The organism is Streptomyces odontomachicola (assembly GCF_039605595.1).
Lineage (GTDB): Bacteria > Actinomycetota > Actinomycetes > Streptomycetales > Streptomycetaceae > Streptomyces.
In genome coordinates this window covers 390,306-408,595 of sequence record NZ_JBCFOK010000003.1, presented here as the reverse complement: position 1 = coordinate 408,595, position 18,290 = coordinate 390,306, and the positions used below count along the sequence as shown (strand labels likewise).

The window sequence follows — 18,290 nt, the reverse complement described above, 5'->3', positions numbered from 1 at the left end:
ACAAACACTCAAGCGAAAGCCCGCGCGGGGCGAACGTTCAGCAAAGCGCGCAAACGCTCGCCGCACTCGACGGCCCGAGCACCCTGGCCGCCAACTCCCCGCCCGCGTACGGATGTTGCCGTAGGCGCCACGCGTACGCGCCGCTCACGCGCCACTGCGCCCCCGGCGGCCAGCTTGTCCTGGACACGTCCGTCGCATTACTGTCCAACGGCCTTGGTGTTCGGGAAACCGGTGAGAAACCGGTGCGGCCCTCGCCACTGTGATCGGGAAGTCCGGCTCCTCCCTCCGGGAAGCCACTGGACCTCCGCGTACGACCGCGGAGTCCGGGAAGGCGGAGTCAGGTGCGCCCGTGAGCCAGGAGACCGGCCAGGGTGCGTTGTCCATCCACGAGGTGCTGGAGAGGTCTTCCCTAGCATGCATATTGCCGAGGGGTATCTTCCCCCTGCGCACGCGGTCGCCTGGAGCGTCGCGTCCGCACCGTTCGTCATACACGGCGTGCGCTCCCTGACCCGCGAGGTCAAGTCACACCCGGAGAGCACCCTGCTGCTCGGCGCCTCCGGCGCCTTCACCTTCGTCCTCTCGGCCCTGAAGATCCCCTCCGTGACGGGCAGTTGCTCGCATCCCACGGGTACGGGGCTGGGCGCCGTGCTCTTCCGGCCGCCCATCATGGCGGTCCTGGGCACCATCACGCTGCTCTTCCAGGCGCTGCTGCTCGCCCACGGCGGGCTGACCACGCTGGGCGCGAACGCGTTCTCCATGGCCATCGTCGGGCCGTGGGCGGGGTACGGGATCTACCGGCTGTTGCGCGGGTCCGGCGCGCCGCTGATGGTCGCGGTGTTCTTCGGCGCGTTCGTCGCCGACCTGAGCACGTACTGCGTCACCAGCGTCCAGCTCGCGCTGGCCTTCCCGGACGCGAGCAGCGGCTTCCTGGGCGCGCTCGCCAAGTTCGCCGGGATCTTCGCCGTCACCCAGATCCCGCTGGCCGTCAGCGAGGGACTGCTCACGGTGCTGGTCATGCGGCTCCTCCAGCAGTCCAGCAAGGGCGAGCTGATCCGCCTGGGCGTCCTGAAGCGGGTCGGCGCCGCGCGGAAGCAGGAGACCCAGGATCGCGCGGACGGCGGGGACACGGCCGGCGAGCAGGGCGAGCGGAAGGAGGCGGTGTCCGAATGAGCCGCAACGCGAAGATCAACACGCTGCTGGTGGTGGCCGTGCTGGCGCTGGCCGTCATCCCGCTGGCGTTCGGCCTCGGCGACCACAAGAAGGAGCCCTTCACCGGCTCCGACGCGCAGGCCGAATCGGCGATCACGCAGCTCAAGCCGGACTACAAGCCGTGGTTCTCGCCGCTCTACGAACCCCCGTCTGGCGAGGTCGAGTCGGCGCTCTTCGCACTGCAGGCGGCGCTCGGCGCGGGCGTGCTCACCTACTACTTCGGCCTCCGCAGGGGCCGCAAGCAGGGCGAGGCGCGTGCGCTGGCCGCACAGCGCGAAGGCACGAGCGCGGGCACGGACACGGGCGAGGGCGACGGCAAGGTCGAGGGCGAGCACGGAACGGACGCCGCGGATGCCGGTAGCGCCGGTGCCGGTACCGCCGCCACCGGCACCGCCGACGCCCGTACCGCCGCCACCCCCGACCAGCGCCCGTAACCCGCCGTGCTGCCCATCGACGCGGCCGCGTACAGCAGCCGCTGGCGCCACCGCCATCCGGCCGAGAAGGCGTTCCTCGGGCTCGGCCTGACCATTCTCGCGATCTCACTGCCGCCCTGGCCCGGCGCGGCGCTGGTCGCCGCGGCGGCGCTGTCCGTGCTGCTCGGCCCGGCCCGCGTACCGCCCCGCAAGCTGTGGCGCGCCTACCGCATTCCGCTCGGCTTCTGCGTGACCGGGGCCATACCGCTGCTGTTCCAGGTCGCGGGTCCGCACGGGCTGATCGCCCTCGCGCCCGGCGGGCCCGCGCACGCGGGAGGGCTCCTGCTGCGCACCTCGGCCGCCTCGCTCGGGGTGCTGCTGTTCGCCTTCACCACTCCGGTGGCCGACGTGCTGCCGCGGCTGGTGCGCGCCGGGGTGCCCGCCGCTGTCGTGGACGTGGCGATGGTGGTCTACCGCATGAGCTTCCTGCTGCTGGACTCCATGAACCAGATCCGGCAGGTGCAGGCGGCCCGCCTCGGCCACACCACCCGCTCCGCGGCGTGGCGTTCGCTGGCGGCGCTGGGCGCGACCTCGTTCGTGCGCGCCTTCGACCGCGCGTCGCGACTGCAGACCGGGCTCGCGGGCCGGGGATACGACGGCACGCTCCGTGTCCAGGTGCCGCCCGCGCACCTGTCCCCGCGCTTCCTGGCCTCCTCCGCCACGCTCCTCGCGGGGATCGCCGCGCTCGCCCTCGTACTTCCCCTCGTCCTGCGGAGCCAGATGTGAGGGGGACCTGCGCGCTCCTTCCCGAATGTCCTCCCCCACTCCTCCCAACCGCATTTCCACGCAAGGAGTTCCCGTATGACCCGCGCCCCCTCCCCCGCCGCTGAGCCCGGCACCGCGGGCGCTCCCGGCGCCGGCGGCCCCTCCGGGTACGGCGTCCCCGTGGTCGAGCTCGCCGGGGCCGGCTACGCGTACGAGGAGGGGCCCGCCGTCTTCGAGGGCGTCTCCTTCGCGCTCAGCGCGGGGCGCCGTACGGCCCTGCTGGGCCGGAACGGCAGCGGCAAGACCACCCTGCTGCGGCTGCTCAGCGGCGGCCTGCCCTGCACCGGCGGCGAACTCCGTCTCGAGGGCGCCGCGCTGGGCCGCTCGCGCAAGGAGCTGACCCGGCTGCGCAGCACGGTGCAGCTCGTGCTCCAGGACCCCGACGACCAGCTCTTCGCCGCGTCGGTCGGGCAGGACGTCTCGTTCGGCCCGATGAATCTGGGGCTGCCCGAGGAGGAGGTGCGCGCACGGGTCGAACAGGCCCTGGAGTCCCTGGACATCACCCCGCTCCGCGACCGGCCCACCCACCTCCTCTCGTACGGGCAGCGCAAGCGGTCCGCGATCGCGGGCGCCGTGGCGATGCGACCGCGGGTGCTCATCCTCGACGAGCCGACCGCGGGCCTGGACCCGGACGGTCAGGAGCGCCTGTTGGAGACCCTCGCGCGCCTGCACGAGGAGGGCACCACCGTGGTGATGGCCACGCACGATGTGGATCTGGCGCTGCTGTGGGCGGACGACGCGGCGGTGCTGACCAGGGAAGGCGTGCGTACGGGGCCCGTCGACACGCTCCTCGCCGACCAGGACCTGCTCGCCGCCGGCGGCCTGCGCCGCCCCTGGGGCATGGCGGCCGCCGCCGCGCTGCGCCACCACGGCCTGCTGGCACCCGACGCACCGGGGCCGCGCACCGCGGAACAGCTCGACGGCTGGGCGGAGGGCGAGGGCACGCCGGCAGGCACACCGCCCAGCGCACCGGACAAGCCGCGCTGACCCCCGGGCTCCCGCGCCTCTCCGCCCCGCCGCTGGAAGACTGGGCCGCGCCGCCGTCCGTACGAGGGGGCGGTACGAGGCCGTCCGTACGAGGCGTACGCGATCGGCGGCGCGCGGCGCGGAACCGAAGACGCGGAAGCGCAGGCGCAGACAGGCGCAGAAGCGATGGCGCGGAGACATAGCGGAAGGGCGGAGTGGAGATGCGACTGACCGTGCTGGGCGGGGGCGGGTTCCGGGTGCCGCTGGTGCACAGGGCGCTGCTCCAGGACGCGGCGGGCGGCGAGGGCGCCTGCGGTGAACTGGTGCTGTACGACAGCGATCCCGCGCGGCTCGACGCCATCGGCCAGGTGCTCGCGCACCAGACGGCGCGGCACCTCGCGGCGCACCCCGGCACGGAGGCGCGGCCGCCCGCCGTGCGCACGACCACCTCGCTCCAGGAGGCCCTTGCGGGGGCCGACTTCGTGTTCTCGGCGATCCGCGTGGGCGGACTGGAGGCGCGCGCGGGCGACGAGCGGGTGCCGCTCGCCGAGGGCGTGCTCGGTCAGGAGACCACCGGTCCCGGCGGCGTGCTGTACGGGCTGCGCACGCTCCCCGTCGCGCTGCGCCTCGCGGAGGAAATCGCCGAGCACGCGCCGGACGCCTGGGTCATCAACTTCACCAACCCGGCCGGGCTGGTCACCGAGGCGATGTCCGCCACGCTCGGCCACCGCGTGATCGGCATCTGCGACTCCCCTGCCGGACTGTGCCGCCGCGCCGCGCGGGCCGCCGGCGCGGATCCGGACCGTGCCGCGTACGACTACGTCGGGCTCAACCACCTCGGCTGGCTGCGGCGGCTGACCGTGGGCGGCGAGGATCTGCTGCCCGGGCTGCTGGCCGACACCGCGGCCGTGGAGTCCTTCGAGGAGGGCCGGCTGTTCGGCGGCGAATGGCTGCGCACGCTGGGCGCGCTGCCCAACGAGTATCTGCACTACTACTACTTCAACCGCGAGGCGGTCGCCGCAGCGCGCGAGGCCGAGGCCACTCGCGGGGAGTTCCTGCACGAGCAGCAGGACCGCTTCTACGGCACTCCGTACGGCGATCCCGCGAAGGCCTGGGAGGCGTGGGAGGCCACCCGGCTGGAGCGCGAGGAGACGTACATGGCGGAGAACCGCCAGGCCACGGGCGGCTGGCAGCGCGACGCCTGCGATCTGGAGGGCGGCGGCTACGACCGGATCGCGCTGGCCCTGATGCGCGCGATCCACCGCGACGAGACGACCACCCTGGTCCTCAACGTGCCCAACGGCAGCGCCGTCCCGGGGCTGGACGCGGACGCCGTGGTCGAGGTCCCCTGCCTGGTCGACGGCAACGGCGCGCGCCCGCTGGCCACCGGGCCCGTGGCCGCCGACCAGCTCGGCCTGATGCTCACGCTCAAGGCGGTCGAGCGGGCCACGCTGGAGGCCGCTTCGACCGGTTCGCGGGAGGCCGCCGTACGCGCGCTCGCCCTGCACCCGCTCACCGGCTCGGTGCGCACCGCCTCCCGCATTCTGGACGCCTCGGGGTGGAGCGGCCGCGCTGTTTAGGGTGGCGGCATGATCCGTACAGCCGTACCGACCGACGTTCCCGCTCTGCACGCGATGATCCGCGAGCTCGCCGAGTACGAGAAGGCGCCGGAGGAGGCCAGGGCCACCGAGGAGCAGTTGCGCGAGGCGCTGTTCGGCCCGCGCCCGGCGGCGTACGCGCACATCGCGGAGGACGCGGAGGGGCACGCGGCGGGATTCGCGCTGTGGTTCCTGAACTTCTCGACCTGGCGCGGTGTGCACGGCATCTACCTGGAGGACCTGTACGTGCGGCCCGAGCACCGCGGCGGCGGGCTCGGCAAGGCCCTGCTCCGCGAGCTGGCCCGCATCTGCGCCGAGAACGGCTACGAGCGCCTGGAGTGGTCGGTCCTCGACTGGAACACCCCCTCCATCGCCTTCTACGAGTCCCTCGGCGCACGCCCCCAGGCCGGGTGGACGGTCTACCGCCTGACCGACGAGCCGCTGCGCGCGCTGGGGTCGTAGGGGCAGCCGCGCGCGCTGGTCCGTGACAACCGTCGCGCGCACCGGGTTCGCGGGAACGGGCCGCCCGGGGCCTCCGCCGCCCTAGGCTCGGCCGATGGACTGGAGCCTCGAAGTGGTGGCCGTTCCCGTGTCGGACGTGGACGCGGCCCGGGATTTCTACGCGCGGCGGCTGGGCTTCCGTGTCGACCACGACACCGGGGGCGAAGGAACGGGGGCCGTGCGCAGCGTGCGGCTCACCCCGCCGGGCTCGGCCTGCGCGATCGTGATCGGCGACGGGCTCTCGCCGCTGGAGCCCGGCGCGCTCAGCGGCCTCAGGCTCGTGGTGGAGGACCTGCGCGCCGCCCGCGCCCTGCTCCTCGAACACGGCGTCCCCGTCAGCGACTTCGAGCTGGCCGGCCCGGAGGGACTGCGCCCCGCGCGCGGCGACGAGAGCCATGCCGAGCTCGAGACCGTGGGCTTCCTGCACTTCGCCGACCCGGACGGCAACGTCTGGGCGGTGCAGCAGATCAGCACGGGGAGCTGAGCGGACGCTGTACGGGTCCCAAGCCCGGGCCCCGGGCCCCAGCTAGGGCCCCGTACCTCGGTGCCCCCGTGCGCGGCATCAGCCGTCGTGCGCGGCCTCAGCCGTGGCCGAGGGAGAAGATCAGGCCGAAGACGGCGAGCAGCACGCCTACCGCGGCGCCGCCGGTGCCCGGCCTGGTCCTGCGGACCAGGCAGCCGACGAGGATGCTCAGCAGGATGCCCCAGGCCACCGCGTACAGGCTCCAGCCGACGCCGTCAGCGACCCTGGGCAGCTTGAAGGAGATCCAGGCGGCGATGACGAGCGTGGCGGGAATCCCGTACAGGTTGTCGAGCGCCTTCTGGGCCCGGGTGTTCACCTGGTTCCCCCTGTGCGGAAGTCGTGCGTCGCGGTGCGCGCCTGCGGTCGGTCGTGGCGTACGCGCGCGCCGGGTGCGTGCGCGTACGGGCCCCGCCTGGTCGTGGCGGGCGTCCAGACCCTAGGCAGAGCACACCGGACGCGGCCAGCCAGGGCCTCGGCCTGTGAACTTCTTCACCGAGTTGATCACGCGGCGATCACGTTCGGGACAAGGCTTCGGGACGACGGCAACCGGAGCGGCAACCGCTGTGGGGCACACGGCTGTTGGGTCCCGCGCCCGCCTCCGCGCCGACGGGGCGTGCGCGTGCTCACGCCCCGGCGCTGCGCCAGGCCGGGCTCAGGGTGGGCAGCCGCAGGCCGTAGCGGATCGCGCAGAGCCGCAGCAGGAAGACCACTCCGGCCGAGGCGATGGTGGTGGGCGTGTCCGGGACGCCGAGCAGGTTCATGCACAGGAAGCAGAGCGCGCCGACGGCCGCGGCGGTCGCGTAGAAGTCCTCGCGGAGCAGCAGCGGCGGGCTCTCCCCGCACAGCAGGTCGCGCACGATCTCGCCGGTGACGCCGGTGAGCACCGCCAGGATGACCACGGCGGGCGGGGTGACCCCGGCCTCCAGCGCGGCCCGCGCGCCGATGACGGTCACGACCGAGAGGCCGAGCGCGTCCACCAGCAGCAGGGTGCGGTGCGGGAAGGAGCGGCGGTGCGCGAGGTAGAGGCCGGTGAGGACGGCGACGCCCGCGATCACCGCGAGCAGCACCCAGTCGTGGGTCCAGTAGAGGGGGCGGCGGTCCAGCAGCACGTCACGCAGCGTGCCCCCGGATATCGCGGCGGCGAAGCCGAGGACGAGGCCGCCGAAGGGGTCCATCCGCGCCTCGTGCGCGGCCAGCACGCCGCTGGCGGCGAACGCGGCGATGCCGATCAGGTAGAGGACATGCAGCACCAAGGCGGGGCTCCGGATTCTCGCGGGAACGGAAGCCGGGCATGCGGCGGCGACGCTCGGGGCGTTGCGGCATGCGCGGCGCGGTCGTTTCCCGCTCTGTCATGGAGCCTGAGAGTTTCACCGCCGCACCGTGCGCGTTCTCGCTGCGCGTGCGCGTGCTCGGCGGTTTGCCCCGTGGGCGCGGCATCGTCGTCGGTGCCGCTTTTCAGAGTCGCCTCGTCCGTACGGTAACCGGCCTGAGAGATTCCGGGAGTGTTGCTCCTTCGGCACCACGCGGCACTGGGCGCCCGCCGTGGTTCTCCCGCACGGGGTCATCGGCCTGTCTTCACTTGTCAGCCGATAAGGCTAACACGCGCCTCACCGGCACCATTCCGCACGGACGCCCCCGGTACCGGCGGCCGTCCGGTCCGGGGGCGTGCTCTGCTCACGGCGCTCAGCGAGCGGGGCTCAGCGCCGGTCGTTCAGCGCTCGGTGCTCGGCGCTCAGAAGGCGAAGACAGAGGACGTCTGCTTCTCCATCTCGCAGGTGTTGCCGAAGGTCTTGGTGTAGTGCACCAGACGCCCGTCCCAGGTGCCTTGGACGGTGACGGTCACCGGGCGCCAGTCGGTGGTGCAGGCCGTGCTCGGCTCGCCGACGGCGGCGGGCAGCGCCGCGGGGTCGCCCCCGGCCTTGTTCAGCGCGGAGCACGCGTCGGCCGCCACGGGGTGGTCGCCGCCGACGGGCAGACAGCGCAGCATCACGGCGCGCTCGACGGGGGCGTCGGCGCCCTGGCTCTTGGTGAGGACGAGCACCGACGGGGCGTACAGGCTCTTGGCCGAGGGGGCAGCAGAGCCGGCGGGCGGCGTCGCGGCGGTCGCGGCGGGAGCCAGCCCGATGGCCAGGCAGGCCGCGGCGGCCGTCCCCAGAACCAGGCTCTTGATGCGTAACACGGCAACTCCTCGGGTTGGAGGTTTCGGTTGACGCCCCAGAGCCTGCTGTGCCGACGTCCGGATTACACAATCGGCACATCGGATTGCGGACAGTATCGGAGGCCGCACTATGGCCAGTTGCCGCCTTCCGTCCCAGGAAACCCACCCCGCGCACACTCCGCCCCCTCGCCCCCGTACGGCCGTTGTGACTGCTGGGAGCGGAGGGGGATTCCGGAGCCAATCGGACGCTCCAGGCATCTACGACACGCTTTGCGAAGCAAGCGATGCAACCTGGCCATGCATGGTCAACTGAATTGCAGGGCCCAACCTCCAAAGTCATACGGTTGTTGTTCCTTTGATTACCTGACAAGTGCCGTCGGGGTCCAGGGGTGTGCAGCGGTGAGTCTTCAGAGCGCCAGGGCCGTGCGGGCCAACCCCTCGGCCCGCACGTGGAGTTCCTCCACCCACTCCTCGTGCTCGGGCTTCATCAGCACGCTGCGCAGGATGCGCCCGCCCTCCGCGTCCGCCTCGACGCGGTGCCCCCGTACGGCCAGGGCCTCGGGCGTCACCCCGTACGTGGCGAGGAAGACGGACTCCGCCGGCGGCGCCGACATCCCCGCCTCCATCACCGCGGCCGAGACGCGGTCGGCCTCGGAGAGCCGTGCCGTACGCGGGAGGAAGGCGACGATGTCCAGCTCGGGCCGCTGATAGGGCGTCAGCACCTCGGAGCGCTCCAGCAGTTCGGCCCACCGCAGCGCGGCGCGCCGCCCGGGGCGCAGCACCGCGCCGAGCCCGTCGGCGGTGAGCGGCAGCAGCCGCAGGGTGAGCCAGAGCGCGGCGGCGGCCGCTCCGGCGCGGGAGCACTCCAGGGAGATCTCGCCGAGGTGCAGTTCCTCGGAGGTGAAGTACGTGTAGGGCGAGTCGTGCTGGTAGAAGCGGCCCACCGAGGGGTCGGCGAACAGCACGGCGCCGCACCCGTAGGGCTGGAGCCCGTGCTTGTGCGGGTCGACCACGACGGAGTCGCAGGCGGCGATCGCCCGGTAGGGCGCGGCCGCGACGCCGTCCGCCGTGTCGTCGGCGATGAGCGTGAAGAAGCCGCCGTAGGCGGCGTCCACGTGCAGCCGCACGCCGTAGCGCTCGCGCAGTTCCAGCGCCTCGTGTACGGGGTCGAGCGCGCCGAGCCCGGTGGTGCCCGCGGTGAGCACCACGGTGCCGATCCGCCCCGTACGCAGCAGCTCTTCCAGGGCGTCGAGGTCCATGCGGCCCGCGGCGTCCACCGCCACCGCGTGCCCCTGCACGCCCAGCAGACGGCACATTCTCCCGTGGGTGTAGTGCGCGTCGGCACTGTAGGCGACGCCCTTGTCCGGGTGCAGCTCCCTGGCGACGAAGAGGGCCTCCAGGTTGGCCACGGTGCCGCTCGTGGTGAGGTGCCCGAGGTGCTGCGGCAGCCCGAACATCGCCGCGAGCCGGTCCACCGCCTCGCGCTCCATGCGCGCGGTGGCCGGACCGCCGTCGAGCGCGTGGTTGTTGGGGTTGATCAGCATCGCCGTCAGGTGCCCGACCACCGCCGCCGGGTGCGGGGGCTTGAGCATCTGGCCCGCGTAACGGGGGTGGAAGAAGGGGTAGTTGTCGCGCAGCCGGTCGCCCAGTTCGGCGAAGGCCGCGCCGAAGCGCTCGTCCCCGATCTCCAGCGCGGGGTGCCGCGCGAACTCCCCGTACTCCGCCTGCCACTTGCCGATCTCCTCGGCCGCCGCGCCGAGCCAGTGCCGCAGATCCATCGCGCCTCTCCCTCGCCTCGTGAGCGGTCATTCCAGCACGGGCGCGGCGCGGGGTCACGGGTCCGTACGCAGGTGGGAGGGCGGGGAACGGGCCACGCGTACACACGATGAGCCACGTACCTCACGGCGCACTCCGCACAAGCAGAGGGCGGGCCGGCCGTGCCCGGCCGCAGGGGCCTGGAGCGGTGCCGGGCACGGCGGGACCCACCCGGCGCGTGACCGTGCGGCCACGCGCCGAGGGCGTCTCCACGCTAGGGGCGGGCGGAAGCGCGGGGCATCCGACCCAGGTCGCACACGACCCCCCGCCGCCCGGCCCCCAGACCCGCTCCCGGCCGACTCCCCCGGGAGCTCCCGCACGCCGACACGCCATCGAGGGGGTCAGTGCACATTTGTCCCTATTTGTCTCTGTACTCTCGCTCACGCCCCGGTACAGGTTTCGTCACGTGCACACAGCTGAGAGGTGTCAACGGTGGTCACCAGGAGGGGTATCCGGCAGCCCTGGGGAGAGTCCCCTCCCGGCCGGGCGCGCGGCCTCGACGGACTGCGCGCCCTCGCCGTGCTGGCCGTGGTCGTCTTCCACGTCGATCCTGGGCTGCTGCCCGGCGGGTGGATCGGCGTGGACGTGTTCTTCGTGATCAGCGGCTATGTGATCACCAGCGTGCTCGACGAGGAGTACCGCCGCACCGGGCGCCTCGCGCTCGGCGCCTTCTGGCGGCGCCGCGCCAGGCGCCTGCTGCCCGCGCTGCTCACCGTCGCGCTGGCGGTCGCGGTGCTGGCCGGGATCTTCCGCGGGCGGCTGTGGTACGGGCTGCGCGGCGACCTGCTCGCCGCGGTCGGCTACGCCAGCAACTGGTGGGAAGTGGCCCGGCACAGCAGCCACTCCGCCGGCCACGGCGACCCCGCACCCCTGCTGCACCTGTGGTCACTGGCGGTGGAGGAACAGTTCTACCTGCTGTGGCCGTTCCTCGCCTGGGGGCTGCTCGCCGCGGTGCGGGCACGCCGCGGACACCGCGCGCGGGGCACGGCTGCGGCGCTCGCGGCGCTCGCCTCCTTCACCGCCATGGCCGTGCTCTACACCCCGCTGCAGGACCCCTCCCGCGTCTACTTCGGCACCGACACCCACGCGGGCGGCCTGCTCCTGGGCGCCGCGCTGGCCTTCGTCCTCCCGCTGGGCCGCGCCCGGCGCCCCGCGCGGACCGGGACGGCCAAGCGCGCGTCGCGCATCGCCGACCTCGCTGGCGCAGCGGGCCTGTGCGTACTGCTGGTCACCGCCTACGCGCTGCCCGGCGATTCACCGCTCCCCTACTGGGGTGGCCTCGTGCTGGTCAGCGCCGCGGCCACCGCCGTGCTCCCCGCCGCGCTCGCCGCGGACGGGCGGGTGCGCCGGGTGCTGTCCTTCCGGCCGGCGGTGTGGGTGGGGCGGCGTTCGTACGCGGTCTACCTCTGGCACTGGCCGCTGATCGCCGTCATCCGGCACCTGCGGCCGGAGTTCGCCGCGAGCACGGCGGGCCGCGCCTTCCTGGTCCTCTTCCCGCTGCTGCTCGCCTCCCTGTCCTGGCGGTACGTGGAACGCCCCGTCCTGCGCCACGGACTGCGCGGCGCGCTGAGCCGGATCGGCCCCGCCTTCCGCGGCATCTCCCGCCCCGCGGTGGGCGCGGCCTGGACGGCGGCCGCCGTGGTGGTGCTGGGCACGGCGGTGTTCGCGGTCGTGCTGTCACCCGCGTACAGCCCGCGCGAGCGCCAGCTCACCGAGGCGGCGGCCCAACGCCCGCAGGAGCAGCGCAAGTTCGTACCGGGAGCGCCGGGTGCGCCGGCGCCCTGGCTCGTACGGACCACGGGCTCGTCGGCGCTCCACGGGCCGGCGCAGGCGCCCGGCAGGCAACAGGCGGCGCGGCACCCGGCCCCGGACCCGGGCCCGGGCCACGGTCAGGCCGACGGGGACCAGCCAGGCCGGGGCCACATCGGCAAGGGCCACGCGGGCAAGCCCCAGGACGGCAAGCCCCCGAAGCCCGCCGCCAAGCGCGAGCCGGGCCGCCGCGTGACCGCCATCGGCGACTCGGTCCTGATGTCCGCGTCCGATCCGCTGCGCGACGCGCTGCCCGGCGTGGACGTGCAGGCCAGGGTCGGCCTCCAGATGGGCGCCGTCCCCTCGCTGCTGCGCGAACTCGACCGCACGGGACGGCTGCGCCGGACCGTGGTCATCGCGTGCGGCGCCAACGGCACCTTCGACGCGCCGGTGCTGCGCGAGGTGCGCGAGGCGGCGGGACCGCGCCGGACCCTCGCGTACGTGACCACGCACTCGCCGCGAGGCTGGCAGGACGAGGTCAACGGGATGCTCAAGCGGGCGGCCGCGCCGCGCGGCGGGAGCACCACGCTCATCGACTGGCACAAGGCGGTCGCCCGCACGCCGGGCCGCCTCTACTCCGACCGCACCCACCCCACCCCTACGGGGGCGCGCCAGTACGCACGCCTCATCGCCGGCGCCGTCGGCCGCACGGCCACCTGAGGGCCCGGTTCCCACCTGAGGGCCCGACTCGCGCCCGGCCGGGCCCGCCGCACCGCACGTTTCCCGCCGCACGCGCCGGGGACCCGCGGAGATGTACGCAGTACGGCGACCGTCCCGTGGCCGCTCCGCAGGGGTGCCGCCGCGTGGCACGGTCCCGTTGGCCGGGTGGCCGGACGGCCGTGAGGAGGTCGCGCCACATGACCGAGCACAAGCAGCAGCACGCGCAGGACAAGCCCCTGCCGCTGCCCGACTACGACCAGCTCCCGGCGGCGAGCCTGGAGCACCGCATCAGGCCGCTGGACCGCGACGGTGTGGAGCACCTGCTGGAACACGAGCGCGGGCACGCAGCGCGCACCCCGGTGCTGGAGCTCCTGGAGGCGCGCCTGCGCCAGCTCGACGCGGGCTCCGAGCCCTCCTCGGGCGATCCCACGGACACGGCGGACACTCCGGGGCACACCCGTAAGGGTTCTCCCGCCTCGCCGGACAGCGCGGCGCCGCCCTCGGCCCCGCTCCGGCACGGGGCCCACGACGTGAGCCCGCACGACGCGTGACCGCTGACTGACCACTGAACGACCGCAGACTGAGCGGCACACGGACGACGCGCCCCGTCGGGACGGAGGGACGGCCCGGCGGGGCGTGGTCACGCTCCTTTGTTCGACACTCGTCGATCGTCGATGTAATGCTGAAGCCCCCGGCCGGTCCCCGACCTCGACCCGGCAACGGCCCCGACTTCGGCCCCGTAAGGAGAACCCGATGGACTTCCTCGTCCGCATCGACACCACCCGCGTCCACGAACTGCCCGCGGACGAGCGCGACGACCTGATCCGGCGGGAACGCGTACGGGGCAACGAGCTCATGGACCAGGGCGTGCTGCGGCACTTCTGGCGGCTGCCCGGGGCCCGCTCCAACATCGGCATCTGGTCGGCGCCGGACGCGGACGCGCTGGTGGAGGCGCTGGACAGCCTGCCGGTCCGGCCGTACGCCGAATGCGACGTCACCGCGCTGGCCACCCATCCGATGGTCGCCGAGCGCGAGGCGGGAGCCGCCCGAGCCTGACGGCCGCCCCGCACCGCGCGTGCGGGACGCGCTCCGAGTGCGGCAGATCACAGACAGTCGTGCGGGCCTGTGGGAGCTTCAACTCCGTTACTCACCAGTAGAGTTGGGCCGGGCCCCCAGTGCGACGCTGTGCGCGGGCCGGCGCGTTCGAGCCGCATCGGAGGCACCCCATGAGCACGCTAGAGGCACCCGGCGCCGCACTCGGCGAGATGGTCAACACCTCCCGCTATCCACTGGCGGATCCGGACGGCGCCGAGGCGAAGGAGATCGTGGCGCAGGCGCGGCGCGGCCTGGAGGCCGACGGCTGCACCGTGTTGCCGGACTTCGTCCATCCCTCGCTGCGCGAGACCCTGCGCACCGAGTGCGCCGACTTCGCGCCCGCCGCCTACACCAGGACCGAGACGGTCAACGTCTACAACATGGCGGCCTCCCCCGACCTGCCGGCCGACCACCCGGGCCGCATCCCCTTCGAGCGCGGGAACTCCTTCGTGGCGCGCGACCGGATCCCCTCGAAGGCGCTGATCAGCAGGTTGTACGCGCATTCGGCCTTCCGCCGGTTCGTCGCCGACTGCTTCGGGCTGCAGGAGCTGCACGAACTGGCCGACCCGTTCTCCGCGTTGGTGCTCAACGTGGTGGAGCCGGGTATGGAGCACCCGTGGCACTTCGACACGAACGAGTTCACCGTCAGCCTGCTCACCCAGGAGGCCGAGGAGGGCGGCGTCTTCGAATACTGCCCCGGCATCAGGTCGGCGCAGGACGAGAACTTCGCCGATGTGCGCTCCGTCATCGAAGGCAGGGGCGACGGGCTGGTGAAGCGGCTGCCCCTGCACCCGGGTGACCTGCAGCTCTTCAAGGGCCGCTATGCGCTGCACCGGGTCTCCGCGGTGCGCGGCGGCACGCCCCGGCACTCGGCGATCTTCGCGTACAGCGAGCGCCCCGGGGTGGTCGGCAGCGTCTCGCGCACCCGCCAGCTCTTCGGCCGCGTACGGCCCGAACACCTGGCGGCCGAGGGCCGGGCGGTGCGCGGCGACCAGCTGCTGGACTGATCCTGACGGCTCCCGACTCGGCGTCGGCGGCGCCGCATCGACCCCCGCTCCCCCTCACATGAGAGGACCGAACCTCCCGTACGACCCGTACACGACAGGACGTTTTCCCCTACGGCGATCCACGGAGGAGCCCACCCCGTGCGTTTCGACACCACCGGAAAAGTCACGCTCGATCACATCTACACGCAGCCCGATCCGCGTGCGTACTTCCGCGAACTGCGGAAGCTGGACTACTGCGTGCCGCAGCTCGCCAAGCCGTACTTCGCCAAGATCATCCAGGACTACCGGGAGCAGCGGCGCGTTCCGGTGCCGCGCATCCTGGACCTCGGCTGCTCGTACGGCGTCAACGCGACGCTCCTGAAGTACGACGCGACCATGGACGAGCTGTACGCGCGCTACGAGGCGGCGGCCGACGCCTCGTCAGAGGCCCTGCTGGCCGCCGACCGCGAGCTGTCCCGCTCGCGGCGCCCCGCCGTCCCCACCCGCTTCGTGGGCCTGGACACCTCTCAGAGCGCGGTGCGCTACGCGCTGGAGGCCGGGTTCCTGGACGAGGGGGTGCACGCCGACCTGGAGAGCGCCGACCCGGACGCGGACCAGCGGCGCGCGCTGTCCGGCGCCGACCTGGTCATCTCCACCGGATGCCTGGGCTACGTCGGCGAGCGCACCCTCACGCGCGTGGTGGCGGCCCAGGACGGGCGGCTGCCGTGGATGGCCCACTTCGTGCTCCGGATGATCCCGTTCGGGCCCATGGAGCGGGCACTGGAAGGGCTGGGCTACCGCACGACGCCGGTGGACGGGGTGTTCCGGCAGCGCCGGTTCGCCTCGGACCGCGAGCAGGCGCAGGTGCTGGACACCATGGCGGCCGCCGACGTGGACGCCGCGGGGCTGGAGGCGGAGGGCTGGCTCTACGCGCAGCTCTACGTCTCGCGCCCCGCACAGAACGATCCGTACGACGAGCTGCACGACGAGCTCCACAACGAGCCGAATCGAGACCGGATTTGAACACCAGCCAAGCTCCAGGAAACACCAGGAACGGCGCGGACGTCCCCGTCGTTCCCACGTTCTCCCAGGAGGAGCAGCTTCCGCGGGTGCCGCTGCCCTCCCTGGAGGACAGTTGCGCGCGCTTCCTCGAATGGTGCTCCCCGCTGCTGACGGACGAGCAGCGGGCGCAGACCGAGGCGGAGGTGGCCGCCTTCCAGCGCCCGGGCGGGCCGGGACGGGTGCTGCACGCCGCGCTGGAGGAGTACGAGGCGAGCCCCGGCGTGCACAGCTGGCTCGACACCTTCTGGCCGTACCGCTATCTGGGCCGCAGGGACCGCATCGCGCTCAACGCCAACTTCTTCTTCCTCTTCCAGGACTCCGGTGAACCCCAGGTGGAGCGCGCCGCGGGCCTGATCGCGGGCGCCGTCGGGCACAAGCGGCTGCTGGACCTCCAGCTGCTGCCGCCCGTGGTGCAGCGCGGGGTGCCGCAGACGATGGAGCAGAACAAGTACCTGTTCTCCACCACCCGCATCCCGGGCGCCGAGCAGGACACCGTACGGGCCCCCTACACCGAGGAGTGGCCGGGTCCTTCGCAGGCGCGGCACATCATCGTCTTCCACGGGGGCGGGATGTTCCGGATGGAGGTGCTCGGCGAGGACGGCACGCCGCACAGCCTGGAGGACCTGGAGGCCGGGCTGCGCGCGGTGCTCAAGGCCGAACCCGCTGGCGCCGACGCGCCGGTGGGGCATCTGACCACCATGGCCCGCGCGGAGTGGGCCGCCACCCGGGAGGCGCTGAAGGCCGGGCATCCGGACAACGCGCGGGCCCTGGAGGACATCGAGACCGCGCTCTTCTGCGTGGCGCTGGAGGACGACAGCCCGGCCGACACCCAGGAGACCTGCGACCGGCTGCTGTACGGGGACCGCGGCAACCGGTGGTTCGACAAGGCGGTCACCTTCGTGGTCTTCGCCGACGGCCAGGCCGGCATCAACTGCGAGCACTGCGAGCTGGACGGCACCACGGTGCTGAGCTTCGTGGACGCGCTGATGGGCGCGAGCGCGCAGGAGCACGAGCACCACTCGGGGGCGCGCGGCCAGGGCCGGCCCGCGGTGGAGCCGGTGGTCTTCACGCTGGACGAGGCGCAGCGGGCCCAGGTGCACGACGCCGCGCGGGCGTTCGCGGAGTACGGCGAGGCCACCGCGACCACCACCGTGGCCTTCGAGGACTTCGGCGCGGACACCGCCAAGTCCCTCGGGGTGTCGCCCGACGCCTTCGTGCAGCTCGCGTACCAGCTCGCACACCGCCGCGCCAAGGGCCACCTCGGCGCGACCTACGAGTCCATCGCCACGCGCCAGTACCGCCACGGCCGTACAGAGGCGATGCGCGTGATCACGCCGCAGATGCAGGCGTTCGCGGAAGCGATGGAGGACCCGGCGGCCGGGGCGGAGACCCGGCGCGCCGCGGCACGCGAGGCGGCGGCCGCGCATGTGACCCGCGCCAAGGAGTGCCAGGCGATCCAGGCGCCCGAACAGCACCTGTGGGAACTGGAGTTGATCCAGCGCAGGCGGGGCGAGGAGCTGGGGGTGCACGAGCAGCCCGCGCTCTACCGCTCCCCCGGCTGGACGGTCATGCGCGACGACTACCTGAGCACGAGCTCGGCGCCGTCGGTCAACATCCAGTATTTCGGCTTCGGTTCGACCAGCAGCCGCTGCATCGGGGTGGCGTACGTCCTCCTGCCGGACCGCTTCAACCTGTACTTGAGCACACCGCAAACGGTGGCCCCGCAGATGCGCGCCTTCGCGGCACGCCTGCGGGAGGCGGTGGCCGAGCTGCGGGAGCTGCTGGGGGCCGGCGGACGCGCGGGGTGACACTCCGTACGACAGCCTGACTCCGTACGACAGCCTGAGCACGGCGACGGGCCGCATCGCCTCTCTGCGTCTGTGACGCGAGGGGGTGCGGCCCGTTCGTGCGCTTCGTACGCTGCGTGCGCTTCGTACGCGGGGCGCGGCCCTCCCGCGCAAAATCCGTGGTTGACCAGCGGTGCCGCGTGGCACTCTGCACGCCGTGACCATCGAACACTCCGGCACCGTGGAGATCATCCCGCTCTCCGAGCACCCCGAAGCTGGGACCGCGTATTGACCTGGGCGTTCGCGGATCTGCGCGTCGGGCGCGCACCGAGCGCCGTCAGCGCGTTGGAGATCACGATCGACACCGGCCACCTGGGCCGCGGGCTCTCGCACCGCATGCTGGGCGCGCTGTGCGAGGCCGCGCGGCGGCAGGGCCACGGCGTGCTGGTCGCCCCGGTCCGCCCGACGCGGAAGCACCGGGAGCCGCGCGTGCCGATGGAGGAGTACGTGCGCCGGGCGCGGCCCGACGGGCTCCCCGAGGACCCGTGGCTGCGCGTGCACGTCCGCGCAGGCGGCCGGATCGCCAAGATCGCGACCGCCTCGATGACCGTCGCCGCTTCGCTCGCCGAGTGGCGGCGGTGGACCGGGCTGCCCTTCGACAGCGACGGACGGATCGAGGTGCCCGGCGCCCTGGTGCCGGTGCACTGCGACACCGCGCACGGGCACGCGGTCTACACCGAGCCGAATGTGTGGGTCCGGCACGGACAGGACCCCGCTGCCAGGACTAGTCCAGGCCGATAACCCATCTCGTTCAACTCGCCCCGGCGCGCGGTGCGTTCACGTCGGCCGGCGCTCCGAGGGCAATCCATTACCGGGGCTTTCC

The 18,290-nt window shown here is 73.2% G+C and carries 17 protein-coding genes, 1 pseudogene and 2 riboswitches; of the genes and pseudogenes, 14 read left to right on the top strand and 4 right to left on the bottom strand.

Annotated elements, in window-relative coordinates; translation table 11 throughout:
* Positions 1–198 precede the first annotated feature (198 nt).
* A riboswitch (cobalamin riboswitch) is annotated at positions 199–385 on the top strand.
* Between the two features lie 29 nt (positions 386–414).
* The 7 genes from ABEE00_RS07025 (at position 415) to ABEE00_RS06995 (ending at position 5,996) form a co-directional block, all read left to right on the top strand.
* The gene (locus tag ABEE00_RS07025; RefSeq protein ID WP_345744382.1) at positions 415–1,170 is read left to right on the top strand and encodes an energy-coupling factor ABC transporter permease; all 756 of its coding nucleotides are present in this window, start codon (positions 415–417) and stop codon (positions 1,168–1,170) included.
* On the top strand, positions 1,167–1,643 hold the full coding sequence (locus ABEE00_RS07020) for an energy-coupling factor ABC transporter substrate-binding protein (protein WP_345744381.1): 477 nt from the start codon (positions 1,167–1,169) through the stop codon (positions 1,641–1,643). The genes ABEE00_RS07025 and ABEE00_RS07020 overlap by 4 nt, the downstream gene beginning before the upstream one ends.
* 6 nt (positions 1,644–1,649) lie before the next feature.
* Positions 1,650–2,408, top strand: a complete 759-nt coding sequence (gene cbiQ, locus ABEE00_RS07015) for a cobalt ECF transporter T component CbiQ (RefSeq protein ID WP_345744380.1) — start codon at positions 1,650–1,652, stop codon at positions 2,406–2,408.
* 75 nt (positions 2,409–2,483) lie between these two features.
* Positions 2,484–3,434 (top strand): energy-coupling factor ABC transporter ATP-binding protein, encoded by a 951-nt coding sequence (locus tag ABEE00_RS07010; protein WP_345744379.1) that lies wholly within the window; start codon positions 2,484–2,486, stop codon positions 3,432–3,434.
* Positions 3,435–3,634: 200 nt separating this feature from the next.
* A complete protein-coding gene (locus ABEE00_RS07005) occupies positions 3,635–4,993 on the top strand; it encodes a family 4 glycosyl hydrolase (protein WP_345744378.1) in 1,359 nt (452 codons plus the stop codon).
* Positions 4,994–5,002: 9 nt separating this feature from the next.
* Positions 5,003–5,473, top strand: coding sequence for a GNAT family N-acetyltransferase (locus ABEE00_RS07000; protein ID WP_345744377.1), 471 nt, complete (start codon positions 5,003–5,005; stop codon positions 5,471–5,473).
* Between the two features lie 94 nt (positions 5,474–5,567).
* On the top strand, positions 5,568–5,996 hold the full coding sequence (locus ABEE00_RS06995) for a VOC family protein (protein ID WP_345744376.1): 429 nt from the start codon (positions 5,568–5,570) through the stop codon (positions 5,994–5,996).
* A gap of 97 nt (positions 5,997–6,093) precedes the next feature.
* Here the strand turns inward: ABEE00_RS06995 and ABEE00_RS06990 are convergent, their stop codons facing one another.
* The 4 genes from ABEE00_RS06990 to ABEE00_RS06975 form a co-directional block, all read right to left on the bottom strand.
* Positions 6,094–6,351, bottom strand: a complete 258-nt coding sequence (locus tag ABEE00_RS06990; RefSeq protein WP_345744375.1) for a hypothetical protein — start codon at positions 6,349–6,351, stop codon at positions 6,094–6,096.
* Between the two features lie 307 nt (positions 6,352–6,658).
* Complete coding sequence (locus ABEE00_RS06985) at positions 6,659–7,285, bottom strand: trimeric intracellular cation channel family protein (RefSeq protein WP_345744534.1); 627 nt, start codon at positions 7,283–7,285, stop codon at positions 6,659–6,661.
* 215 nt (positions 7,286–7,500) lie between these two features.
* Positions 7,501–7,599, bottom strand: a riboswitch (glycine riboswitch).
* 168 nt (positions 7,600–7,767) lie between these two features.
* On the bottom strand, positions 7,768–8,214 hold the full coding sequence (locus tag ABEE00_RS06980; RefSeq protein ID WP_345744374.1) for a subtilase-type protease inhibitor: 447 nt from the start codon (positions 8,212–8,214) through the stop codon (positions 7,768–7,770).
* Positions 8,215–8,600: 386 nt separating this feature from the next.
* Positions 8,601–9,971, bottom strand: a complete 1,371-nt coding sequence (locus ABEE00_RS06975; RefSeq protein ID WP_345744373.1) for a pyridoxal phosphate-dependent decarboxylase family protein — start codon at positions 9,969–9,971, stop codon at positions 8,601–8,603.
* Between the two features lie 469 nt (positions 9,972–10,440).
* Here ABEE00_RS06975 and ABEE00_RS06970 point away from each other — a divergent pair, with 469 nt between their 5' ends.
* The 7 genes and pseudogenes from ABEE00_RS06970 to ABEE00_RS06940 all read left to right on the top strand — a co-directional run.
* Positions 10,441–12,477: an acyltransferase family protein gene (locus tag ABEE00_RS06970; protein WP_345744372.1), complete on the top strand. Its 2,037-nt coding sequence runs from the start codon at positions 10,441–10,443 to the stop codon at positions 12,475–12,477.
* A 197-nt stretch (positions 12,478–12,674) separates the two neighbouring features.
* Positions 12,675–13,028: a DUF8129 domain-containing protein gene (locus ABEE00_RS06965; RefSeq protein WP_345744371.1), complete on the top strand. Its 354-nt coding sequence runs from the start codon at positions 12,675–12,677 to the stop codon at positions 13,026–13,028.
* A gap of 202 nt (positions 13,029–13,230) precedes the next feature.
* A complete protein-coding gene (locus ABEE00_RS06960) occupies positions 13,231–13,533 on the top strand; it encodes a muconolactone Delta-isomerase family protein (protein ID WP_345744370.1) in 303 nt (100 codons plus the stop codon).
* A 170-nt stretch (positions 13,534–13,703) separates the two neighbouring features.
* Complete coding sequence (locus ABEE00_RS06955; RefSeq protein ID WP_345744369.1) at positions 13,704–14,579, top strand: HalD/BesD family halogenase; 876 nt, start codon at positions 13,704–13,706, stop codon at positions 14,577–14,579.
* Between the two features lie 138 nt (positions 14,580–14,717).
* Positions 14,718–15,581, top strand: coding sequence for a class I SAM-dependent methyltransferase (locus ABEE00_RS06950; RefSeq protein WP_345744368.1), 864 nt, complete (start codon positions 14,718–14,720; stop codon positions 15,579–15,581).
* Positions 15,578–17,428, top strand: coding sequence for a choline/carnitine O-acyltransferase (locus ABEE00_RS06945; protein ID WP_345744367.1), 1,851 nt, complete (start codon positions 15,578–15,580; stop codon positions 17,426–17,428). Before ABEE00_RS06950 ends, ABEE00_RS06945 begins: the two co-directional genes overlap by 4 nt.
* Before the next feature lie 255 nt (positions 17,429–17,683).
* Positions 17,684–18,208: pseudogene (locus ABEE00_RS06940) on the top strand (N-acetyltransferase); the annotation flags it as partial.
* Between the last annotated feature and the right edge of the window lie 82 nt (positions 18,209–18,290).